A 16,353-nucleotide genomic window follows, 5' to 3' on the forward strand; every position below is an offset into this window, starting at 1 on the left:
GCCAATCCGGGAATCCCTAGAGTCCACAGGACCTAGCGCGTCCGCACCGGCGCCGAGACGCCGCCGCCGCCACCACCGCCGGACAGGCTCGCCGCGAGGAGTGCCGCCGCCGCGGTCAGCGGCAGGGCCAGCAGCAGCGGCGAGGCCTCCGGCCTCGGCACCTCCCGCGGCGGGCTGATGCTGCGCCGGACCCGCCGGGCCTGCGGCAGGGTCGGGGCAGGGGCGGCGCCGCGGGCGGGAATGACCACGCCGGCCTCGGCCGGCACCACGACGGCACTGTGCTGGGCCAGGGCCATCTCCGGCCAGGCCAGGGCCGAGGCCAGCAGGAGTACGGATCGATACGAAACCATTCCGTATTTGCCCCCGCCGGTGCCCGGGCCGCAAGCCCTTTCAGCGGCGTCCCAGCATCGACCGGGCAATGATCAGCCGCATGACCTCGTTGGTGCCCTCCAGGATGCGGTGGACCCGGAGGTCGCGGACGATCTTCTCGATCCCGTATTCCGCCAGGTAGCCGTAGCCGCCGAGCAGCTGCAGCGCGTCGTCGGCCACCTTGTGGCAGGTGTCCGTCACGAAGCGCTTGGCCATGGCGCAGAAGGCGGTGGCATCCGGCGCCCTGGCGTCCAGCTTGGCGCAGGCCCGCCACAGCAGGGTGCGGCAGGCCTCCAGCTCGGTCCGCATGTCGGCCAGGCGGAACTGGGTATTCTGGAAATCCGCCACCGCCTTGCCGAAGGCGCGGCGCTCCTGGACATAGGCCAGCGCCTTGTCCACCGCCGCCTGCGCCCCGCCGAGCGAGCAGGCCGCGATGTTCAGCCGCCCGCCATCCAGCCCGGCCATGGCGAAGCGGAAGCCCTGGCCCTCCTCGCCCAGCAGCGCCCCGGCCGGCACCCGGGCGCCGTCGAAGATCACCGAACGGGTCGGCTGGGCGTTCCAGCCCATCTTCTTCTCGTTGGCGCCGAAGGAGAGGCCCGGCGTCTCCTTCGGGATCAGCAGGGCCGAGACGCCGCCCGGCCCCTCGCCGCCGGTCCGCACCATGGTCAGGTAGAGGTCGGAGACGCCGGCGCCCGAGATGAATTGCTTGGTGCCGTCGAGGACGTAGTGGCTGCCGTCGCGCACCGCCCGGGTCCGCAGCGCCGCGGCATCCGAGCCCGAGCCCGGCTCGGTCAGCGCATAGCTGGCGACCATGCGCATCGGGATCAGCTCCGGCAGGTATCGCGCCCGCTGCGCGTCGTTGCCGAAGCGGTCGATCATCCAGGCGACCATGTTGTGGATCGAGAGATAGGCCGAGACGGTGGGGCAGCCCATCGCCAGCGCCTCGAAGACCACCGCCGCATCCAGGCGCGTGAGCCCGGCGCCGCCCGACTCTTCCCGCACGTAGAGCGCCGCCATGCCGAGCGCCGCCGCCGCGCGCATCTCCTCGACCGGGAAATGCCGCGCCTGGTCCCATTCCAGGGCCTGCGGCGCCAGGGTGTCCATGGCGAAGCCGAGCGCGGTTTCCCGCAACTCGCGCGTCGCTTCCGGCAGTTCGAAGGCCGACTGGTCCATGGTGTCTTCTCCAGGGTCTTGCCGCACCGGACCAGGCTCCGGCGCCGGTCGGCGGTTCCGCCTACTCGGCCGCCATCGCCAGCGCCGGCTGCGTCACCGCCGCTTCCAGCGCTGCCATCCGCGCCCGGGTCGCCGCCGCGTTGCGGGCCTTGATCGGGCCATAGCCCTTGATGCCCGCCGCCGCCTCGGCCCAGTCGCAGATCGCCGCATGGCTGTCGGGGGACAGCAGCGCCAGCAGCCGCTCCACCCCGGCCCGGTACTCGCCCGGCAGGGCGCGTTCCATCCGCCGCTCCTCGGTGCGGCCGAAGGGGTCGAGCACGGTGCCGCGCAGCGCCTTGCCATGCCGCAGCAGGCCCATCGCCTTCAGCATCCAGGGGCCGAAGACCATCTTGCGGGGCTGCCCGGTCACCGGGTCCAGCTTGGCCAGCATCGGCGGCGCCAGGTTCAGCTCGACGCGCTGGGTGCCGCTGAACTGCGCGGCGAGCTGCGCCTGCCACTCCGGCAGGCTGTGCAGCCGCGCCACCTCATACTCGTCCTTGTAGGCCATCAGCCGGTAGAGCTGGCTCGCCACCGCCCGGGTCAGCCGCTCCTCGCCCGGGACGATGCGCGCCTCGGCCGCCTGGACCTTGGCGACGAAGTCGGCGTAGCCCCGGGCATAGCCGGCGTTCTGGTAGTCCGTCAGGTCGGCCACGCGCCGGGCGACCAGCGCCTCGACCGTCTCCGCCTCGGGGGAGATCGGCAAGGGCGGCGCCAGGGCCGCGGCCCGGCCGAGGGCGAAGGCCGCCTTGTTGCGCTCGATCTGCGCCCCGTTCAGCTCCAGCGCGCGGTTGATCGCTTCGCTGCTCAGCGGCACCAACCCGTTCTGGAAGGCGATGCCGAGCAGCCAGACGTTCAGGTAGATCAGGTCGCCGAAGGCTTCCTCCACCACCTGCACGCCGGGGACCGTCAGCACCTCCCGGCAGGCCTTGCGCACGCTGGCCAGCATGGCGGGCCGGTCGTAGCGGGTGCTGGTATCCAGCACGAATTGCGCGGTCGGCTGCAGGTCGGCGTTCAGCACCGCGACGGTCCGGTCGGCGCCGAGCAGCGGCCGCGCCGTCCGCCCCTGCGCGACCACCATGTCGGCCGAGAGCAGCAGGTCGGCCTGCCCCATGCTGATGCGCGGCGCCTCGATGGTCTCCGGCGCCGCGCCGACGCGGCCGATCCGCAGCTGGCCGAAGACGCCGCCACCCTTCTGCGCCAGCCCGAGCATCTCGACCGAGCGCACCGGTCGGCCCTCGATATGCCCGGCCATGCCGAGGATGGCCGAGAGCGCCGTCACCCCCTGCCCGCCGACGCCGGCGAGCAGGATGTTCCAGGCCGGCTCGCCCTCGCGCGGCTCGGCGCGGGTCGGCTCCGGCAGGTCGGTCACCGTCTGCGGCACCGGCTTCTTCACCGGCTCGGCGCCGAGCAGGGTGACGAAGGAGGGGCAGAAGCCCTCGACGCAACTCAGGTCCTGGTTGCATGCGCTCTGGTCGATGGCGCGCTTGCGGCCGAACTCGGTCTCGATCGGCTCCACCGCCAGGCAGTTCGAGGTGCGGGAGCAATCGCCGCAATCCTCGCAGACGCGGGGATTGATCGCCACGCGCTTGGTCGCCACCGCCTGCGTCCCGCGCTTGCGCTTGCGGCGCCGCTCCGTTGCGCATTGCTGGTCGTAGATCAGCACCGTCACGCCGGGGGTGTCGCGCAGCTCCCGCTGCACCGCATCCAGGTCGCGCCGGTCGCGGTACTCGGTGCCCTTCGGCATCCGCGCATCGGACTGGTGCCGCTCGGGGTCGTCGGAGACGACGACGATCTTCGCCGCGCCCTCGGCGCCCATCTGCGCCGCGATCTCCGGCACGCCGAGCTCGCCCTCGGGCGTCTGCCCGCCGGTCATCGCCACGGCGCTGTTGACCAGGATCTTGTAGGTGATGTTGGCACCGGCCGCGATCGCCTGGCGGATGGCAAGGCTGCCCGAATGCGCATAGGTGCCGTCGCCGAGATTGGCGAACATGTGCTTCTCGGAGACGAAGGGCGCCTGCCCGAGCCAGAGCATCCCCTCGGCACCCATGTGGGTAAAGAGGTCGGTGCTGCGGTCCATGTAGATCGCCAGCGTATGGCAGCCGATGCCGGCCATGGCATGGCTGCCTTCCGGCACCCGCGTGCTGGTGTTGTGCGGGCAACCTGGGCAGAAATGCGGGGTGCGGTCGTGCACCGGCGCCGGCTGCATCCCGGCCAGGGCATCCAGCTCGGCGATGCGCGCCATCAGCTGCTCGGTCCGCAGCGCCTCCGGCAGCCGCGCGGCCAGCGCCCGCAGCACCGCGCCGGTGTCCAACTCGGTCAGGTCGGAGAGCAGCCGGCGGCCCTGCTCGTCGGTCTTGCCGGTGATCCGCGGCCGGTCCGAGCCATGGTACAGCGCATCCCGCAGCTGTGGCTCGATCACCGGGCGGCGGTCCTCGACCACCATGATCTCCTCGAGCCCCCGCGCGAATTCCCGCGCCGCGATCGCATCGAGCGGCCAGGCCAGCCCGACCTTCCAGATCCGCAAGCCCCCCATCCGGGCGACCTCGTCGGTGATGCCGGCGTCATGCAGCGCCTGCCGCAGGGTGGCATAGCCCCGCCCGCGCGCAGCGATGCCGAAGCGCGCCTTCGGGCTGTCGAGCACGATGGGGTTCAGCCCGTTCAGCCGGGCGAAGGCGAGTGCGGCCGGCAGCTTCACCTGCCGCAGCCGCTGCTCCTGCGGGATGGCATGGTCGCGCAGCCGGATATGCACGCCATCGGACGGAAAGGCGAAGTCCGGGATAACAGCCGAATAGGCCGCCGGGTCGACCAGCACCGAGGCCGAGCCGTCCATGGTCTCGGCGACGCATTTCATCCCGACCCAGAGCCCGGCGAAACGCGACATGTCGATGGCCTTCAGGCCAAATTCCATGATCTCCTGGACGCCGGCCGGGTCCAGCACCGGCATCTCCACGTCCATGAAGCTGTATTCGCAGCCGGAGGTGATGGTGGAGGACTTGCAGGAGGGATCGTCGCCGGCCAGCGCCAGCACGCCGCCGCGCGGCGCGGTCCCGGCGCTGTTCGCATGCCGCAGCGCATCGCCGCTCCGGTCCACGCCCGGCCCCTTGCCGTACCAGATGCCGAAGACCCCATCGACCGTCTGGTTGCCGTAGAGCGCCACCTGCTGGCTGCCCCAGACCGCGGTCGCGGCCAGATCCTCGTTCAGCGCCGGGCGGACGATGATATTGGCCTCGGCCAGCCGCTTGGCCTGCTTCTGTAATTGCTGGTCATAGGTGCCGAGCGGCGAGCCGCGGTAGCCGCTGATATAGCCGCCGGTGTTCCAGCCGAGCTGCTTGTCGAGCTGGTGGCGCAGCAGCGGCAACCGGACCAGGGCCTGCACGCCGGTGAGCAGCAAGGTCTCGCCGGATTTGTCCCAGCGGTCTTCAAGCGTCGCTTCGGGGCGTTTGATAGTGCCCATGGTACCGTCTCCTGCGCCTTTCGAGGGAATGTCGGGCGGCGCAGGCGCTCCGGCAATCCCCCCTGTCTGGGGAAAGGATGCGCCGGGATCGGCAGGGTTTCCTGCTGTAGTTCGTTGTGCGCTGCCGAAGGGACGGCAGATCCTTCTGCCTTATTGCCTCACGGCAGCAGCCGGATGCGGCGCGGCCAGCCGCGGCCCGGCCCCGAACAGCTTCTCCCGGTAGGTGCCGGGCGCGTAGTCCCGCTTGTAGGCGCCCCGCTCCTGCAGGAGCGGCACCACCAGGTCGACCACCGCCTCCAGCCCCTCCGGCATCACCGTGCGGGACAGGTTGAAGCCATCGACATCAGCCGCCTCGGCGAAGTCGATCAGCGCCTGGGCCACCTGCTCGGCGCTGCCGGTGATCGGCCGCTGCCGGCTGCCGAGGATGAACTGGTCGATCATCTGCCGCTTGGTCCAGCCGGGGCCAAACACCCGCCGCATCGCCTCGACGTTGGAGCTGATGGCATCCGTCGCCGCGACCGCGATCGGCTCGTCCATCCCGAAGCGGTCGAAGTCGATCCCGAGCGAGGCGGCGGCATGCGCCAGCGCCCCCTCGACGCTGGCATGGCTCCGGTACTCCGCCAGCAGGTCCTGCGCCTCCGCCTCGGTCCGCCCCACCACCAGGGTCGCCCCGGCGAAGACCCGGATTGGCCTTGGTGCCGCCCGCGCCCGGAGGTCGGCCACCAGCCGCGCCACGTCGGCCGGCCGCCCGGCATTGACGAAGACGCATTCGGCATGGCGCGCGGCGAAGGCGCGGCCGCGGTCGGAGGCCCCGGCCTGATAGAGCACCGGCGTCCGCTGCGGCGAGGGCTCGACGAGATGAGGGCCGCGGCCCTCGATCCCGCGCACCCGGGCCGGGTCGGCATAGACCCCGGCGGCGCGGTCCCGCACCACCGCGTCATCCGCCCAGCCGCCCTCCCACAGGCCATAGACCGTCTGCATGAAGGCCTCGGCCGCATCGTAGCGGTCGTCGTGCTGCAGCTGCTTCTCCAGCCCCATCGCCCGGGCGGCGCTGTCGAGGTAGCCGGTGACGATGTTCCAGCCGATCCGCCCGCGGGTCAGGTGGTCCAGCGTGCCCATCCGCCGGGCAAACAGGTAGGGTGCCTCATAGGTCAGGTTGCAGGTGACGCCGAAGCCGAGGTGCCGCGTCACCGCCGCCATGGCCGGGACCAGCAGCAGCGGGTCCAGCAGCGGGATCTGCACCGCGTTGCGGATGGCGGCATCCGGGCTGCCGCCGAGCACGTCGTAAACACCCACCACATCGGCCAGGAACAGCCCGTCGAACAGCCCCCGCTCCAGGGTCCGGGCCATGTCCATCCAATAGTCGATGGAGGTGTAGTCAGCGGAGCGGTCGCGCGGGTGCGTCCACATCCCGTGCTGGATATGGCCGACGCAGGCCATGTCGAAGGCGTTCAGGCGGATTTCGCGGGTCATGCCGCAAGGCGTAGCATGGCGCATGGACGCAATCGACCGCCGCATCCTCCGCGCCCTCCACCGCAACGCCCGGCTCACCAATGCCGAGCTGGCCGAAGAGGTCGGGCTCTCCGCCTCGCCCTGCTGGACCCGGGTGAAGCGGCTGGAGGCGGCCGGGGTGATCAAGGGCTACGTCGCCATCCTGGATCAGGCGGCGCTCGGCCTGCCCGATACCGTCATCATCGAGGTGATGATGGAGCGCCACGACGAGGAGAGCCTCCGCCGCTTCGAGCAGGCGGTGACCGAGATGCCGGAGGTGGTGGAGGCCTGGCTGGTCACCGGCGAATACGACTACGTCATCAAGGCCGCGGTCGGCGGCACCGCGGGGTATGAACGCCTGCTGCGAGAGAAGCTCTACCGCCTGCCCGGCGTCCGCCACACCCGCAGCAGCTTCACCCTGCGCAACCTGAAGCAGGTCTGGACGCCGGCCCCTTAGGAATAGCCTGGGCCCTAGAACAGCCAGGCCTCGCCCACCGGGTAGCTCGCCGCCGCCGCCGGCCCGCCGGCCGGCCCGCCGGTATCCAGGTGCCAGGCCGCGCTGCCGCCGAGCGGCTGGGCCACCCAGTGCCCCTCCGGCGCCGCCTGCGCCGCCAGCGCCTCGGCCGAGCCGGCCAGGTCGGCGGCGAGCTGGGCCCGGGACACGCCCGAGGCCAGCCGGCCCAGCTGCAGCGCCAGCTCCGCCGCATCCGGCGCCCGCTGCAGCGCGGCCTGGTAGAGCCCGTCCACCAAGCCAGCATCCGCCTGCCCGGGCAGCGCCGGCGGCAGCAGCCCGGCGGCCAGCTCGACCCAGCCCTGGCCGGCCTCGGCCTGGCCCAGCAGGATGCCGAGATCGGCGCCGCTCACCGGGGCTGCGGTGGTGGCCGCCACCAGCGCCGCGGCCCGCACGGCGCCGCCGGTCGGGTCGAAATCCACCCAGCCATCGGTCATCTGCAGCCGCTCCACCGCGGGCAGCCAGACCTCGCCGCCCCCGGCGAGGAGGATCGGGCGGGTCTCCGCGGCATCGGCGGGGGCCACGGTCACCTCGCGGGAATCGTGCAAGGTGACCACGCGCTGCGGGCTGGCCAGGGCAAAGCCATCCTGCGGCGTCTCCGGCGTCACCACACTCACCGGATCCGGCGGCATGCCCGGGTCCGTCACGGTGAGGTCGAGGGTGAAGGCGGCGCTCTGGTGGCCGTCCGAGACATTGATGAACAGCGGATGGCCCGGCATCTCGTCCAGCCCGAGGCTGATCCCGTCCCGCAGCTTCAGCGTGCTGCCCACCACCTCGAAGCGCCAGTCGTCCTCGGCGGCGAAGCTGAAGAGGAAGGGGCCGGTGGAATCCGGATCGGTGACGGCGAGGGTGCCGATAACGCTGCCGATCGCCCCGGCGGCCAGGCTGCCGCCGCCGATGAGGTGCAGCCCGCTGGGCGGCGCGTCGTCCTGGTCGAGGACGGCGACATGGTAGGTGGCGGCCGGGGTCTGGCGGCTGCCGTCGGTGAAGACGAAGCGCAGGCCGAAGTCCAGCTGCGGCGGCCTGCCGGCGGCGGCGAAGGATTCGTAGTCGACCGGGGCGGCGAGGCTGATCGTCGCCAGGCGGAGCACGGCATCCCAGTGGGCGCTGAAGTTCAGCGCCGCCGCCCCGGTCAGCTCGATGCCGGCGAGGCTGCCGGTGTCGCCGCCGAGGCTGAGCCCGGCCGTCCAGCCGCCCAGGGTGGTGCCCTCCCGTACCGCATTGGGAATGGTGCCGGAAACCTGGACGCTCGGCATGAATTTGTGTCCTGTCCAAAACGACAGGGGGGACGTATAGGAAAATGAGATTACGCAATCATAAATGAGACGGCGTCGGATTGGGCCCGGCACGCTGGACCCGGTCATGCCCGCTGCGACGATTCCTGACGATGGCTTAAGCCCGGGCCCGCTTTGCCGCGCCGGGGCTTCCCGTCCCATACTCGGCCGGTCGCGGCCGGGGCCGGCGGCGCCGAAGCCGGAGCAGACCCATGCTGGATTGTCGCGCGCATTTCTCGACCAGCCTCGGTGCCGACCCGGACCGGCTGCACTTCGCCGCGCACAGCCACCACCCCTGGCCGGACGTGACCCGCGCCGCGCAGCTGGCGGCCTGGGACCATGCGGCGACCGAGCTCAGCGGCAAGTGGCAGGAGGTGCTGGGCCCGGTCTGGCAGGCGGCGCAGCGCCATGTCGCCGGCCATCTCGGGCTGCCGGACCCGGCCACCCTGGTCTTCGCTCCGAACACCCAGGAATTCGTCGTCCGCCTGCTCTCCTGCCTGCCCCTCGATCGCCGCGCCCGGGTGCTCACCACGGATGGCGAGTTCCACAGCTTCGCCCGGCAGGTCGGCCGGCTCGAGGAGGACGGGCTGCTCGAGGTCACCCGCATCCCGGCCGAGCCGGGCCGGGACTGCCTCGCCCGGCTGGCGGCGGCCGCCCGGCAGGGCTTCGACCTGATCTGGGTGAGCGAAGTCTTCTTCACCTCCGGCCAAGCGCTGGTCGGGCTGGACACTTTGGCCGCCGCCGCCGGGGAGGCGGTGCTGGTGGTCGATGGCTACCACGCCTTCATGGCCCGGCCGGTCGACCTGTCGGCCGTCGCCGACCGGGCCTTCTACCTCGGCGGCGGCTACAAATACGCCATGGCCGGGGAGGGGGCCTGCTTCCTGCACTGCCCGCCCGGCTGGCTGCCGCGGCCGCGCAGCACCGGCTGGTACGCCGGCGGGGCGGAGCGCCCCATCGCCTATGCCGCGGATGGCTACCGCTTCATGGGCTCGACCTTCGACCCCTCCGGCCTCTACCGGCTGAATGCGGTCATGGGCTGGCTGGCCGGGCTCGGGGTGGATGCGGCGGCGATCCATGCGCAGGCGCTGGCCCTGCAGTCCCGCTTCATCGCCGGCCTCGCGGCCCGGAAGGACGGCCGGGGCCTCGATCCGGCGCGGCTGGTGGTCCCGGTCGAGGATCCGGCCCGCGGCAATTTCCTCGCCTTCGACCTCGACGAGGCGGAGGCCTGGCAGGCCCGGCTGGCGGCGGCGAAGATCGTCACCGACCGGCGCGGCCGCCGGCTGCGCTTCGGCTTCGGCCTCTATCACACCGCCGAGGAGGTGGACCGGCTGCTGGACCGGCTGGCCGCCCTCTGACCCGTCCGGCGTCGCGTGGTCATTTCCGGGCCTTATCGATGTCGGCAGGTTACCGGCGATCGCGGATGCTTCAACTCGGCGCGGCAAGGCCTTAGTGTGGGCCGGTGGAAAATGCCGAAACACGCCAGGGCCCAAGGCCCCAGCCTCCCGCGGCCCCCGCCGCCGCACCGCGCGGCGGCGCGCTGCATCGCTTCGCCAATCCCGGGCGCTTCCTGCGGCTTTCGGGGCGGGTGCAACCCTGGCTGATCGGCGCCGCGGTCCTCACCCTCGGCATCGGCCTGCCCTGGGGCCTGTTCCTCTCCCCGCCCGACTACCAGCAGGGCGACACGGTGCGGATCATGTACGTCCACGTGCCGATGGCCTGGCTGGCCATGGGCGGCTACACCGGCCTCGCCGTCACCGCCATCCTGTCGCTGATCTGGCGGCATCCGCTGGCCGACCTGGCGGCGCGGGAGCTCTCGCCGGTCGGCGCCGCCGCCACCGCCATGTGCCTCGCCACCGGCAGCCTCTGGGGCAAGCCGATGTGGGGCACCTGGTGGGTCTGGGACGCAAGGCTGACCAGCGTGCTGGTGCTGTTCTTCCTCTGGCTCGGCCATGCCGCCCTGGTGCGGGCCTTCGACGATGCCGAGCGCGGCGCCCGGATGGGCGCCATCCTGGCCCTGGTCGGCGCGGTGAACGTGCCCATCGTGAAATTCTCGGTCGACTGGTGGAACACGCTGCATCAGCCCGCGAGCGTGACCCGGCTCAATGCGCCGGGGCTGCATGTCGACATCCTCTATCCGCTGCTGGTCTGCGCCCTGGGCTTCACCCTGGCCTTCATGGCGCTGGTCCTGGCGCGGACCCGGGCGGCGGTGATGGAGCGACGGATCAGGACCCTGCAGATCGCCGCGGCGCGCCGGGCCGAGGAGCCGGGGAACGCCCCGCTCGACGCCCGGCTGGCAGGGGATCTGGCATGAGCACGCATTGGGTCCATATCACCGCCAGCTACGGGCTGGTGGTCGGCGGCTTCCTGGCGCTGGGGATCGCCACCCTGGTCCGCCATGCCGCGGCGAAGCGTCGTTTGGCCCAATTGGATACCCGCGCCGGCCGAGGGCGCGAGAGGAAACCCGCATGAACCGCAAGAGGCGCCGGCTCTGGGTGCTGCTGCTCTGTGCCATCGGCCTCGGCAGCGCCACGGCCCTGACCCTGACGGCCTTCCAGGACAACCTGGTCTTCTTCCGCTCGCCGAGCGACATCGCCCGCGATGCCCCGAAGCCGGACCGCGCCTTCCGCCTGGGCGGCCTGGTCGAGGGCGGCAGCGTGACCCGTGAGAGCACGCCCGACGGCCGGCCCGAGGCCCGCTTCCGGGTGACCGACGGCGCCACCGCCGTCCCCGTCACCTATGGCGGCGTGCTGCCCGACCTGTTCCGCGAGGGCCAGGGCGTCGTCACCCTCGGCAAGCTCGGCCCCGACGGCGTCTTCCGCGCCAGCGAGGTGCTGGCCCGGCACGACGAGAGCTACATGCCGCCCGAGGTCGCCGATGCGCTGAAGCGCAGCGGCCACTGGAATCCCAACCAGGGCGCCGCCCCGCCGGCCGCCACCTGGAACACGCTCGAATCCGCTCCGGCCAGGCCGCGCACATGATTCCCGAACTCGGCCATTTCGCGCTCGCCCTGGCGCTCGCCCTCGCCATGGCCCAGGTGGTCACCGGGCTGGTCGGCGCGCATCGCGCCGATGCCCGGCTGATGGGCGCGACCGGGCCGCTTGCCGCCGGCGTGCTGGTCGCCGTCGCCAGCGCCTTCGCCTGCCTGATGTGGGCCTATGTGGTGAACGACACCACGGTCATGAACGTGGTGCAGAACAGCCATTCGGCGAAGCCGCTGCTCTACAAGCTGTCGGGCACCTGGGGGAACCACGAGGGCTCGATGGTCCTCTGGGTGCTGATCCTGGCGCTGTGCGGCGGCGCCGTCGCCGGCTTCGGCGGCAACCTGCCCTCGGCGCTGCAGGCGCGGGTGCTGGCCATCCTGGCGCTGGTCGCGGTCGGCTTCCTCGGCTTCATCCTCGGCACTTCCAACCCCTTCGACCGCATCTGGCCGCCGCCGCTGGAGGGCCAGGGGCTGAACCCGATCCTGCAGGACCCCGGCCTCGCCTTCCACCCGCCGCTGCTCTACCTCGGCTACGTCGGCTTCGCCGTGACCTATGCCTTCGCCGTCGCGGCGCTGATCGAGGGCCGGGTCGATGCCGCCTGGGGCCGCTGGGTGCGGCCCTGGGCGCTGGCCGCCTGGTCCTTCCTGACGCTGGGCATCGCCCTGGGGTCGTGGTGGGCCTATTACGAGCTGGGCTGGGGCGGCTACTGGTTCTGGGACCCGGTCGAGAATGCCTCGCTCATGCCCTGGCTGGCCGGCTGCGCCCTGCTGCATTCCGCCATCGTCGTGGAGAAGCGGGAGGCGCTGAAGACCTGGACCGTCTTCCTCTCCCTGCTCGCCTTCGGCATGTCGCTCCTCGGCACCTTCCTGGTCCGCTCGGGCGTGCTGAACAGCGTGCATGCCTTCGCCAACGACCCCGAGCGCGGCACCGTCATCCTGATCCTGCTCGCGCTCTATATCGGCGGCGGCTTCCTGCTGTTCGCCTGGCGGGCGCAGGCGATGCTGCCGACCGGCGTCTTCGCCCCGGTCTCCCGCGAAGGGGCGCTGGTGCTGAACAACCTGCTGCTGTGCTCGATCGCCGCGGTGGTGCTGGTCGGCACGCTCTACCCGATGTTCGCCGACCTCGTGCTGGGCGAGAAATTCTCGGTCGGCCCGCCCTTCTTCAATACCGCCATCCTGCCGCTGGCAGCACCCTTGATCGGCGCCATGGGCTTCGGCCCGATGCTGGCCTGGAAGCGGGCGAAGCTCTTCCCCGCCCTGCAGCGGCTGTGGTGGGCGGCGCTGCTCGGCCTCGGCGCCTTCGCGCTGTGCCTGATGCTCGAGGGCCAGCGGGTCGGCCCGGCGCTGGGCTTCGCCGCCGCCGCCTGGATCATCGCCGCCGCCGCGGCCGATATCGCCGACCGCATCGCGCTGTTCAGCCGGCCGCGGGCGGCCTGGTCCCGCGCCCTCGGCCTGCCGCGCGCGGCCTGGGGCGGCGCCGTGGCGCATGCCGGCATGGGGGTGATGATCCTCGGCCTGGCCGGCATGGGCCTCGCGGTGGACAAGCTGCAACTGGTCAAGCCGGGTGAGAGCACCCGGCTGGCCGGGCTCGACTACCGGCTCGTCCGCGTCGTCGATGCGACCGGGCCGAATTTCACCGCCCGCCGCGCCACCGTCGAGGTCCGCGACGGCACCCGGCTGGTGACGGTGCTGGAGCCGGAGCGGCGCAGCTTCCCGGTCGCGCGGATGACCACGACCGAGGCCGCGATCCATACCAACTGGCTGAAGGACCTCTACCTCGTGCTCGGCGACGAGCGGGACGGCGGTGCCGTGCTCCGCATCCACAACAACCCGCTGGCGCCCTGGATCTGGCTCGGCGCCGCGATCATGGCGCTCGGCGGCGGCATCTCGCTCAGCGACCGGCGGATGCGGGTCTCGGCCCCGGCGGCCAAGCCGGCCCTGGGCAGCGCCCGGGCATGAGCGAGGCCGTCCCGAGTCCCTGGCGCCGCCGCAGCCTGCTGCTGGCGCCGGTCGCGGTGGCCGCCGTCGCCGGCACCGGCTTCTACGCCATGCTCCGCGGCATGGGCACCGGGACCTACGACCCGCGCGGCGTGCCCTCCGCCCTGCTCGGCAAGCCGGCCCCCGACTTCAGCCTGCCGGCGCTCGAGGGCGCCGAGCGCCCCGCCCTCGGCGGCACCGACCTGCGCGGCGACCGGCCGGTGCTGCTGAATTTCTTCGCCTCCTGGTGCGTGCCCTGCGTGATCGAGCATCCGCAGCTCATGACGATGATGCGCGACGGCGTCGCCGTCCTCGGCATCGCCTACAAGGACAAGCCGGAGGACAGCCTCGGCTTCCTCCGCCGCCACGGCAATCCGTTTGCGAAGCTCGGCGTGGACCAGCCCGGCCGCGTCGCCATCGACTACGGGCTCTACGGCGTGCCGGAGACCTACCTGGTCGACAAGGGCGGCGTCGTCCGCTGGCGCTGGGCCGGGCCGATCACCCCGGAGATCCTGGCGCAGCAGATCACCCCGCTGCTGAAGCGCTTCGCATGATCCGCTGGCTGTTCCTGCTGCTGCTCGCCTGCGGCCCCGCCTGGGCTGTCAACGACCCCGCCGACCAGCTGCCCGATGCCCGGCTGGAGGAACGCGCCCGCGTCATCGGCCGCGAGCTGCGCTGCATGGTCTGCCAGAACCAGTCGATCGAGGACAGCGACGCCGACCTCGCCCGCGACCTCCGCCGCATCGTCCGGGAGCAGGTCGCGGCGGGCAAGTCGGACACCGCCGTGACCGACTTCGTGCACCAGCGCTACGGCGACTTCGTCCTGTTGCGGCCGCCCCTCAAGCTGGCGACCGCGCTGCTCTGGGCCACCCCGGCGGTCGCGCTGCTGGGCGGGCTGCTGCTGATCCGCGGCATGCGCCGCCGCCGCGCGGCGGACGCGGCCCCGGAGTCCGCCGAGGAACTATCGGCGACCGAACGCGCCCGTTTGGCGAAGCTGGCAGGCGGGCACAACGAGTGAACTGGTTCCCCTTCTGGCCGCTGCTCGGCCTGGTGGCCGCGGCGGCGCTGCTGCCGCTCGTCACCGTGTTCTTCCGACCCCCCGCCGCCCGGGGCCGGCGGGAGGCCGACCTCGCCCTCTACCGCTCGCAGATGGCCGAGCTGGACCGCGAGCGCGAGGCCGGCCGGCTGGACGCGGCCGCGCACCGGGCCGCCACGCTCGAGGTGCAGCGCCGCCTGGTCCTGGCGCCGGAGGATGCGGGCGCCAGGACCAGCCGTGGCGGCCGCTGGACCGTCGGCGGGTTGCTGGTCGCGGTGCCCGCGCTGGCGCTCGGGCTCTACCTCGCCAGTGGCAGGCCCAGCATGCCCTCCGCCCCGCATGCGCTGCGCCAGCAGATCGCCTCCCGCGACGAGGAGATGCTGGCCCTGCTGCGCAGCCGCCTCGCCGCCATCGACCCGGCCAGCGAGCAGGCACAGCAGGGCTACGTCCTGCTCGGCAATGCCGAGCGCGGGCGCGGCAACCTGGGCGCGGCGGCCGAGGCCTATCGCCGGGCCCTGGCCGGCAGGTTCGATCCCGAGGTCGCGGGCCAGCTCGCCCAGGTGCTGCTGGAGGATGGCAAGGTGGAGGAGGCGACCCGCATGCTCGCCGACGCGCTGCCGCGGGCGCCCGAGAGCATCGGCCTGCGTTTCCTGACCGGCCAGGCCGAGGCCCGCGCCGGCCGGCCGGAGAATGCCCGCCGGCTCTGGCAGGCGCTGATCGCCGATGCCCCGGCCGAGGCACCCTGGCGCGCCATGATCGAGCGCCGGATGGCGGACCTGCCCTGATGCCGCCGCGCCGCCGCGCCGCAGGCCCTGGCCGGGCCCGCTAGGGTGCGCCGCCTGCTGCTGGATGCGGTGGACCGGGTCTCGGTCAACTGGATGCGGCACGCGCCGGGGCCGCTGGCCCATGCCTATGCCGGCTTCATGGCGCGGCGGCTGGCGCCGCGGCTCTATCCCCGCGGCGCGCGCTACGCCCGGGAGAACCTGCCCCGCCTCCGCCCCGACCTGCCGCTGGAGCCGGCCCTGGCCGAGATGTGGGACAACCTGACCCGCAGCTTCCTCGAGGTGCCGCGCGCGCGCCGCATGTACGACGAGGGCAGGGTCGAGACCCGCGGCGCCGGGCACCTCGCCGGCCGCCCGCTGATCGTCGCCGCGCTGCACCTCGGCAATTGGGAGATGGTCGGGCTGTCCATGGTCCGCCACGGCGCCCCGCCGGTCGCCTTCTACCAGCCGCCGGCCAGCAGCTACCGCACGGATACGGTGGTGGCGGAACGCCTCAAGGGCGGCGGCCGGCTGCTGCCGCTGGGGCGGGACGCGGCGCGGCCGGCGGTCGCCGCCCTGGTGAGGGACCGCGACGTGCTGCTGGTCTTTCCCGACGAGTTCCAGCACGGGCGGGTCGCGGCGCCCAGCCTCGGGCGCGGCCCGCGCCGGGGCGGCAACATCGAGTACACCGCCCGGCTGGCCCGGCTGGCCGGCGCGGCGGTGGTCATCGGCCATTGCCGGAGGCTGCCGGGGCAGCGCTTCGTCGTCACCTTCGAGCCGCCGCTGCACCTGCCCCGCAGCGCCGACCGCGAGGCCGACATCCGCGCCGGCACCGCGCTGCTGGATGCGGCGATCGAGCCCATCATCCTCGCCAACCTGCCGCAATGGCTGATGCTGCACGAATGGCGGCCCGAGGGGTGAGCGACGGGGAGCCCGGGCCGCTCTGGGCGCCGGAGGCGGTCTGGCAGGCGATCCCGCACCTGGCCGCCTTCTTCCCCGAGGGCCCGCCGCGGCGCGGCCCGCGCCCGGCCGGGGCGGTGGAATTCCGGCCGGACGAGGGCCCCTGGCAGGCGCCGCGCTTCGGGGCACGCCGGGTGCCGCTCGCGCTGCTGCGGCCGCAGGGCCCCCACCTGGTCCCCCACCTGGTCCCCCATTGGGCCGATCCCTGGCGCCACGCCCCGATCTCCGCCGCCGAGGGGGAGGCCTTGCTCGCGGACTGGCGCCGCCAGGCGGCCGAGAACCGCGGGATCGCCGCCTTCCTCGGCATGGCCGGCTGGAAGCGAGCCGC

Annotated in this window: 16 protein-coding genes; 11 read left to right on the forward strand and 5 right to left on the reverse strand. The window is 72.8% G+C overall.

From position 1 onward, the window contains the following. Nucleotides 1-32: 32 nt before the first annotated feature. From QWZ14_RS30240 to QWZ14_RS30255, 4 genes are all read right to left on the reverse strand, one after another. The gene (locus tag QWZ14_RS30240; protein WP_290320786.1) at nucleotides 33-350 is read right to left on the reverse strand and encodes a hypothetical protein; all 318 of its coding nucleotides are present in this window, start codon (nucleotides 348-350) and stop codon (nucleotides 33-35) included. A gap of 40 nt (nucleotides 351-390) precedes the next feature. Continuing rightward, nucleotides 391-1,542: an acyl-CoA dehydrogenase family protein gene (locus QWZ14_RS30245; protein WP_290320787.1), complete on the reverse strand. Its 1,152-nt coding sequence runs from the start codon at nucleotides 1,540-1,542 to the stop codon at nucleotides 391-393. Between the two features lie 61 nt (nucleotides 1,543-1,603). Then, nucleotides 1,604-5,035, reverse strand: a complete 3,432-nt coding sequence (locus QWZ14_RS30250) for an indolepyruvate ferredoxin oxidoreductase family protein (protein ID WP_290320788.1) — start codon at nucleotides 5,033-5,035, stop codon at nucleotides 1,604-1,606. A 150-nt stretch (nucleotides 5,036-5,185) separates the two neighbouring features. Next, entirely contained in the window at nucleotides 5,186-6,508 is a 1,323-nt protein-coding gene (locus QWZ14_RS30255) for an LLM class flavin-dependent oxidoreductase (protein ID WP_290320789.1), read from the reverse strand. Between the two features lie 22 nt (nucleotides 6,509-6,530). Between QWZ14_RS30255 and QWZ14_RS30260 the strand changes: the two genes are divergently transcribed. Next, on the forward strand, nucleotides 6,531-6,983 hold the full coding sequence (locus QWZ14_RS30260; RefSeq protein ID WP_290320790.1) for an Lrp/AsnC family transcriptional regulator: 453 nt from the start codon (nucleotides 6,531-6,533) through the stop codon (nucleotides 6,981-6,983). Between the two features lie 14 nt (nucleotides 6,984-6,997). Here QWZ14_RS30260 and QWZ14_RS30265 read toward each other — a convergent pair whose 3' ends face one another. Next, nucleotides 6,998-8,293: a DUF4214 domain-containing protein gene (locus QWZ14_RS30265; RefSeq protein WP_290320791.1), complete on the reverse strand. Its 1,296-nt coding sequence runs from the start codon at nucleotides 8,291-8,293 to the stop codon at nucleotides 6,998-7,000. A gap of 230 nt (nucleotides 8,294-8,523) precedes the next feature. Here QWZ14_RS30265 and QWZ14_RS30270 point away from each other — a divergent pair, with 230 nt between their 5' ends. The 10 genes from QWZ14_RS30270 to QWZ14_RS30315 all read left to right on the forward strand — a co-directional run. Beyond that, the gene (locus QWZ14_RS30270; RefSeq protein WP_290320792.1) at nucleotides 8,524-9,666 is read left to right on the forward strand and encodes an aminotransferase class V-fold PLP-dependent enzyme; all 1,143 of its coding nucleotides are present in this window, start codon (nucleotides 8,524-8,526) and stop codon (nucleotides 9,664-9,666) included. Nucleotides 9,667-9,770: 104 nt separating this feature from the next. After that, a complete protein-coding gene (locus tag QWZ14_RS30275; RefSeq protein WP_377752760.1) occupies nucleotides 9,771-10,622 on the forward strand; it encodes a heme ABC transporter permease in 852 nt (283 codons plus the stop codon). Next, entirely contained in the window at nucleotides 10,619-10,780 is a 162-nt protein-coding gene (locus tag QWZ14_RS30280) for a heme exporter protein CcmD (RefSeq protein ID WP_290320793.1), read from the forward strand. Before QWZ14_RS30275 ends, QWZ14_RS30280 begins: the two co-directional genes overlap by 4 nt. Continuing rightward, nucleotides 10,777-11,289, forward strand: a complete 513-nt coding sequence (gene ccmE / locus QWZ14_RS30285; protein ID WP_290320794.1) for a cytochrome c maturation protein CcmE — start codon at nucleotides 10,777-10,779, stop codon at nucleotides 11,287-11,289. Before QWZ14_RS30280 ends, ccmE begins: the two co-directional genes overlap by 4 nt. Beyond that, nucleotides 11,286-13,250 carry a heme lyase CcmF/NrfE family subunit gene (locus QWZ14_RS30290; protein WP_290320795.1) on the forward strand — a complete coding sequence of 655 codons (1,965 nt, stop codon included), beginning with the start codon at nucleotides 11,286-11,288 and terminating at the stop codon, nucleotides 13,248-13,250. The genes ccmE and QWZ14_RS30290 overlap by 4 nt, the downstream gene beginning before the upstream one ends. Further along, complete coding sequence (locus QWZ14_RS30295) at nucleotides 13,247-13,822, forward strand: DsbE family thiol:disulfide interchange protein (protein ID WP_290320797.1); 576 nt, start codon at nucleotides 13,247-13,249, stop codon at nucleotides 13,820-13,822. The genes QWZ14_RS30290 and QWZ14_RS30295 overlap by 4 nt, the downstream gene beginning before the upstream one ends. Further along, complete coding sequence (locus QWZ14_RS30300; protein ID WP_290320798.1) at nucleotides 13,819-14,286, forward strand: cytochrome c-type biogenesis protein; 468 nt, start codon at nucleotides 13,819-13,821, stop codon at nucleotides 14,284-14,286. Before QWZ14_RS30295 ends, QWZ14_RS30300 begins: the two co-directional genes overlap by 4 nt. Then, nucleotides 14,283-15,089 (forward strand): c-type cytochrome biogenesis protein CcmI, encoded by an 807-nt coding sequence (gene ccmI, locus QWZ14_RS30305; RefSeq protein ID WP_290320799.1) that lies wholly within the window; start codon nucleotides 14,283-14,285, stop codon nucleotides 15,087-15,089. Before QWZ14_RS30300 ends, ccmI begins: the two co-directional genes overlap by 4 nt. Nucleotides 15,090-15,134: 45 nt before the next feature. Then, complete coding sequence (locus tag QWZ14_RS30310) at nucleotides 15,135-15,986, forward strand: lysophospholipid acyltransferase family protein (protein WP_290320800.1); 852 nt, start codon at nucleotides 15,135-15,137, stop codon at nucleotides 15,984-15,986. Further along, on the forward strand, nucleotides 15,983-16,353 hold a 371-nt coding region (locus QWZ14_RS30315), incomplete at its 3' end, for a hypothetical protein (RefSeq protein WP_290320801.1). The genes QWZ14_RS30310 and QWZ14_RS30315, both read left to right, overlap by 4 nt.

Origin of the sequence: Paeniroseomonas aquatica, from assembly GCF_030409335.1 — a bacterium.
GTDB classification, from domain to species: Bacteria; Pseudomonadota; Alphaproteobacteria; order Acetobacterales; family Acetobacteraceae; genus Belnapia; species Belnapia aquatica.

What these genes read in the sequence shown, in the direction of transcription:
- ccmE (WP_290320794.1), top strand. Translation starts at nt 10,777, where the DNA reads ATGAACCGCAAGAGGCGCCGGCTCTGGGTGCTGCTGCTCTGTGCCATC.
- QWZ14_RS30295 (WP_290320797.1), top strand. Translation starts at nt 13,247, where the DNA reads ATGAGCGAGGCCGTCCCGAGTCCCTGGCGCCGCCGCAGCCTGCTGCTG.
- QWZ14_RS30265 (WP_290320791.1), bottom strand. Translation starts at nt 8,293, where the DNA reads ATGCCGAGCGTCCAGGTTTCCGGCACCATTCCCAATGCGGTACGGGAG.
- QWZ14_RS30290 (WP_290320795.1), top strand. Translation starts at nt 11,286, where the DNA reads ATGATTCCCGAACTCGGCCATTTCGCGCTCGCCCTGGCGCTCGCCCTC.
- QWZ14_RS30240 (WP_290320786.1), bottom strand. Translation starts at nt 350, where the DNA reads ATGGTTTCGTATCGATCCGTACTCCTGCTGGCCTCGGCCCTGGCCTGG.
- QWZ14_RS30250 (WP_290320788.1), bottom strand. Translation starts at nt 5,035, where the DNA reads ATGGGCACTATCAAACGCCCCGAAGCGACGCTTGAAGACCGCTGGGAC.
- QWZ14_RS30300 (WP_290320798.1), top strand. Translation starts at nt 13,819, where the DNA reads ATGATCCGCTGGCTGTTCCTGCTGCTGCTCGCCTGCGGCCCCGCCTGG.
- QWZ14_RS30255 (WP_290320789.1), bottom strand. Translation starts at nt 6,508, where the DNA reads ATGACCCGCGAAATCCGCCTGAACGCCTTCGACATGGCCTGCGTCGGC.
- QWZ14_RS30270 (WP_290320792.1), top strand. Translation starts at nt 8,524, where the DNA reads ATGCTGGATTGTCGCGCGCATTTCTCGACCAGCCTCGGTGCCGACCCG.
- QWZ14_RS30245 (WP_290320787.1), bottom strand. Translation starts at nt 1,542, where the DNA reads ATGGACCAGTCGGCCTTCGAACTGCCGGAAGCGACGCGCGAGTTGCGG.
- QWZ14_RS30260 (WP_290320790.1), top strand. Translation starts at nt 6,531, where the DNA reads ATGGACGCAATCGACCGCCGCATCCTCCGCGCCCTCCACCGCAACGCC.
- QWZ14_RS30280 (WP_290320793.1), top strand. Translation starts at nt 10,619, where the DNA reads ATGAGCACGCATTGGGTCCATATCACCGCCAGCTACGGGCTGGTGGTC.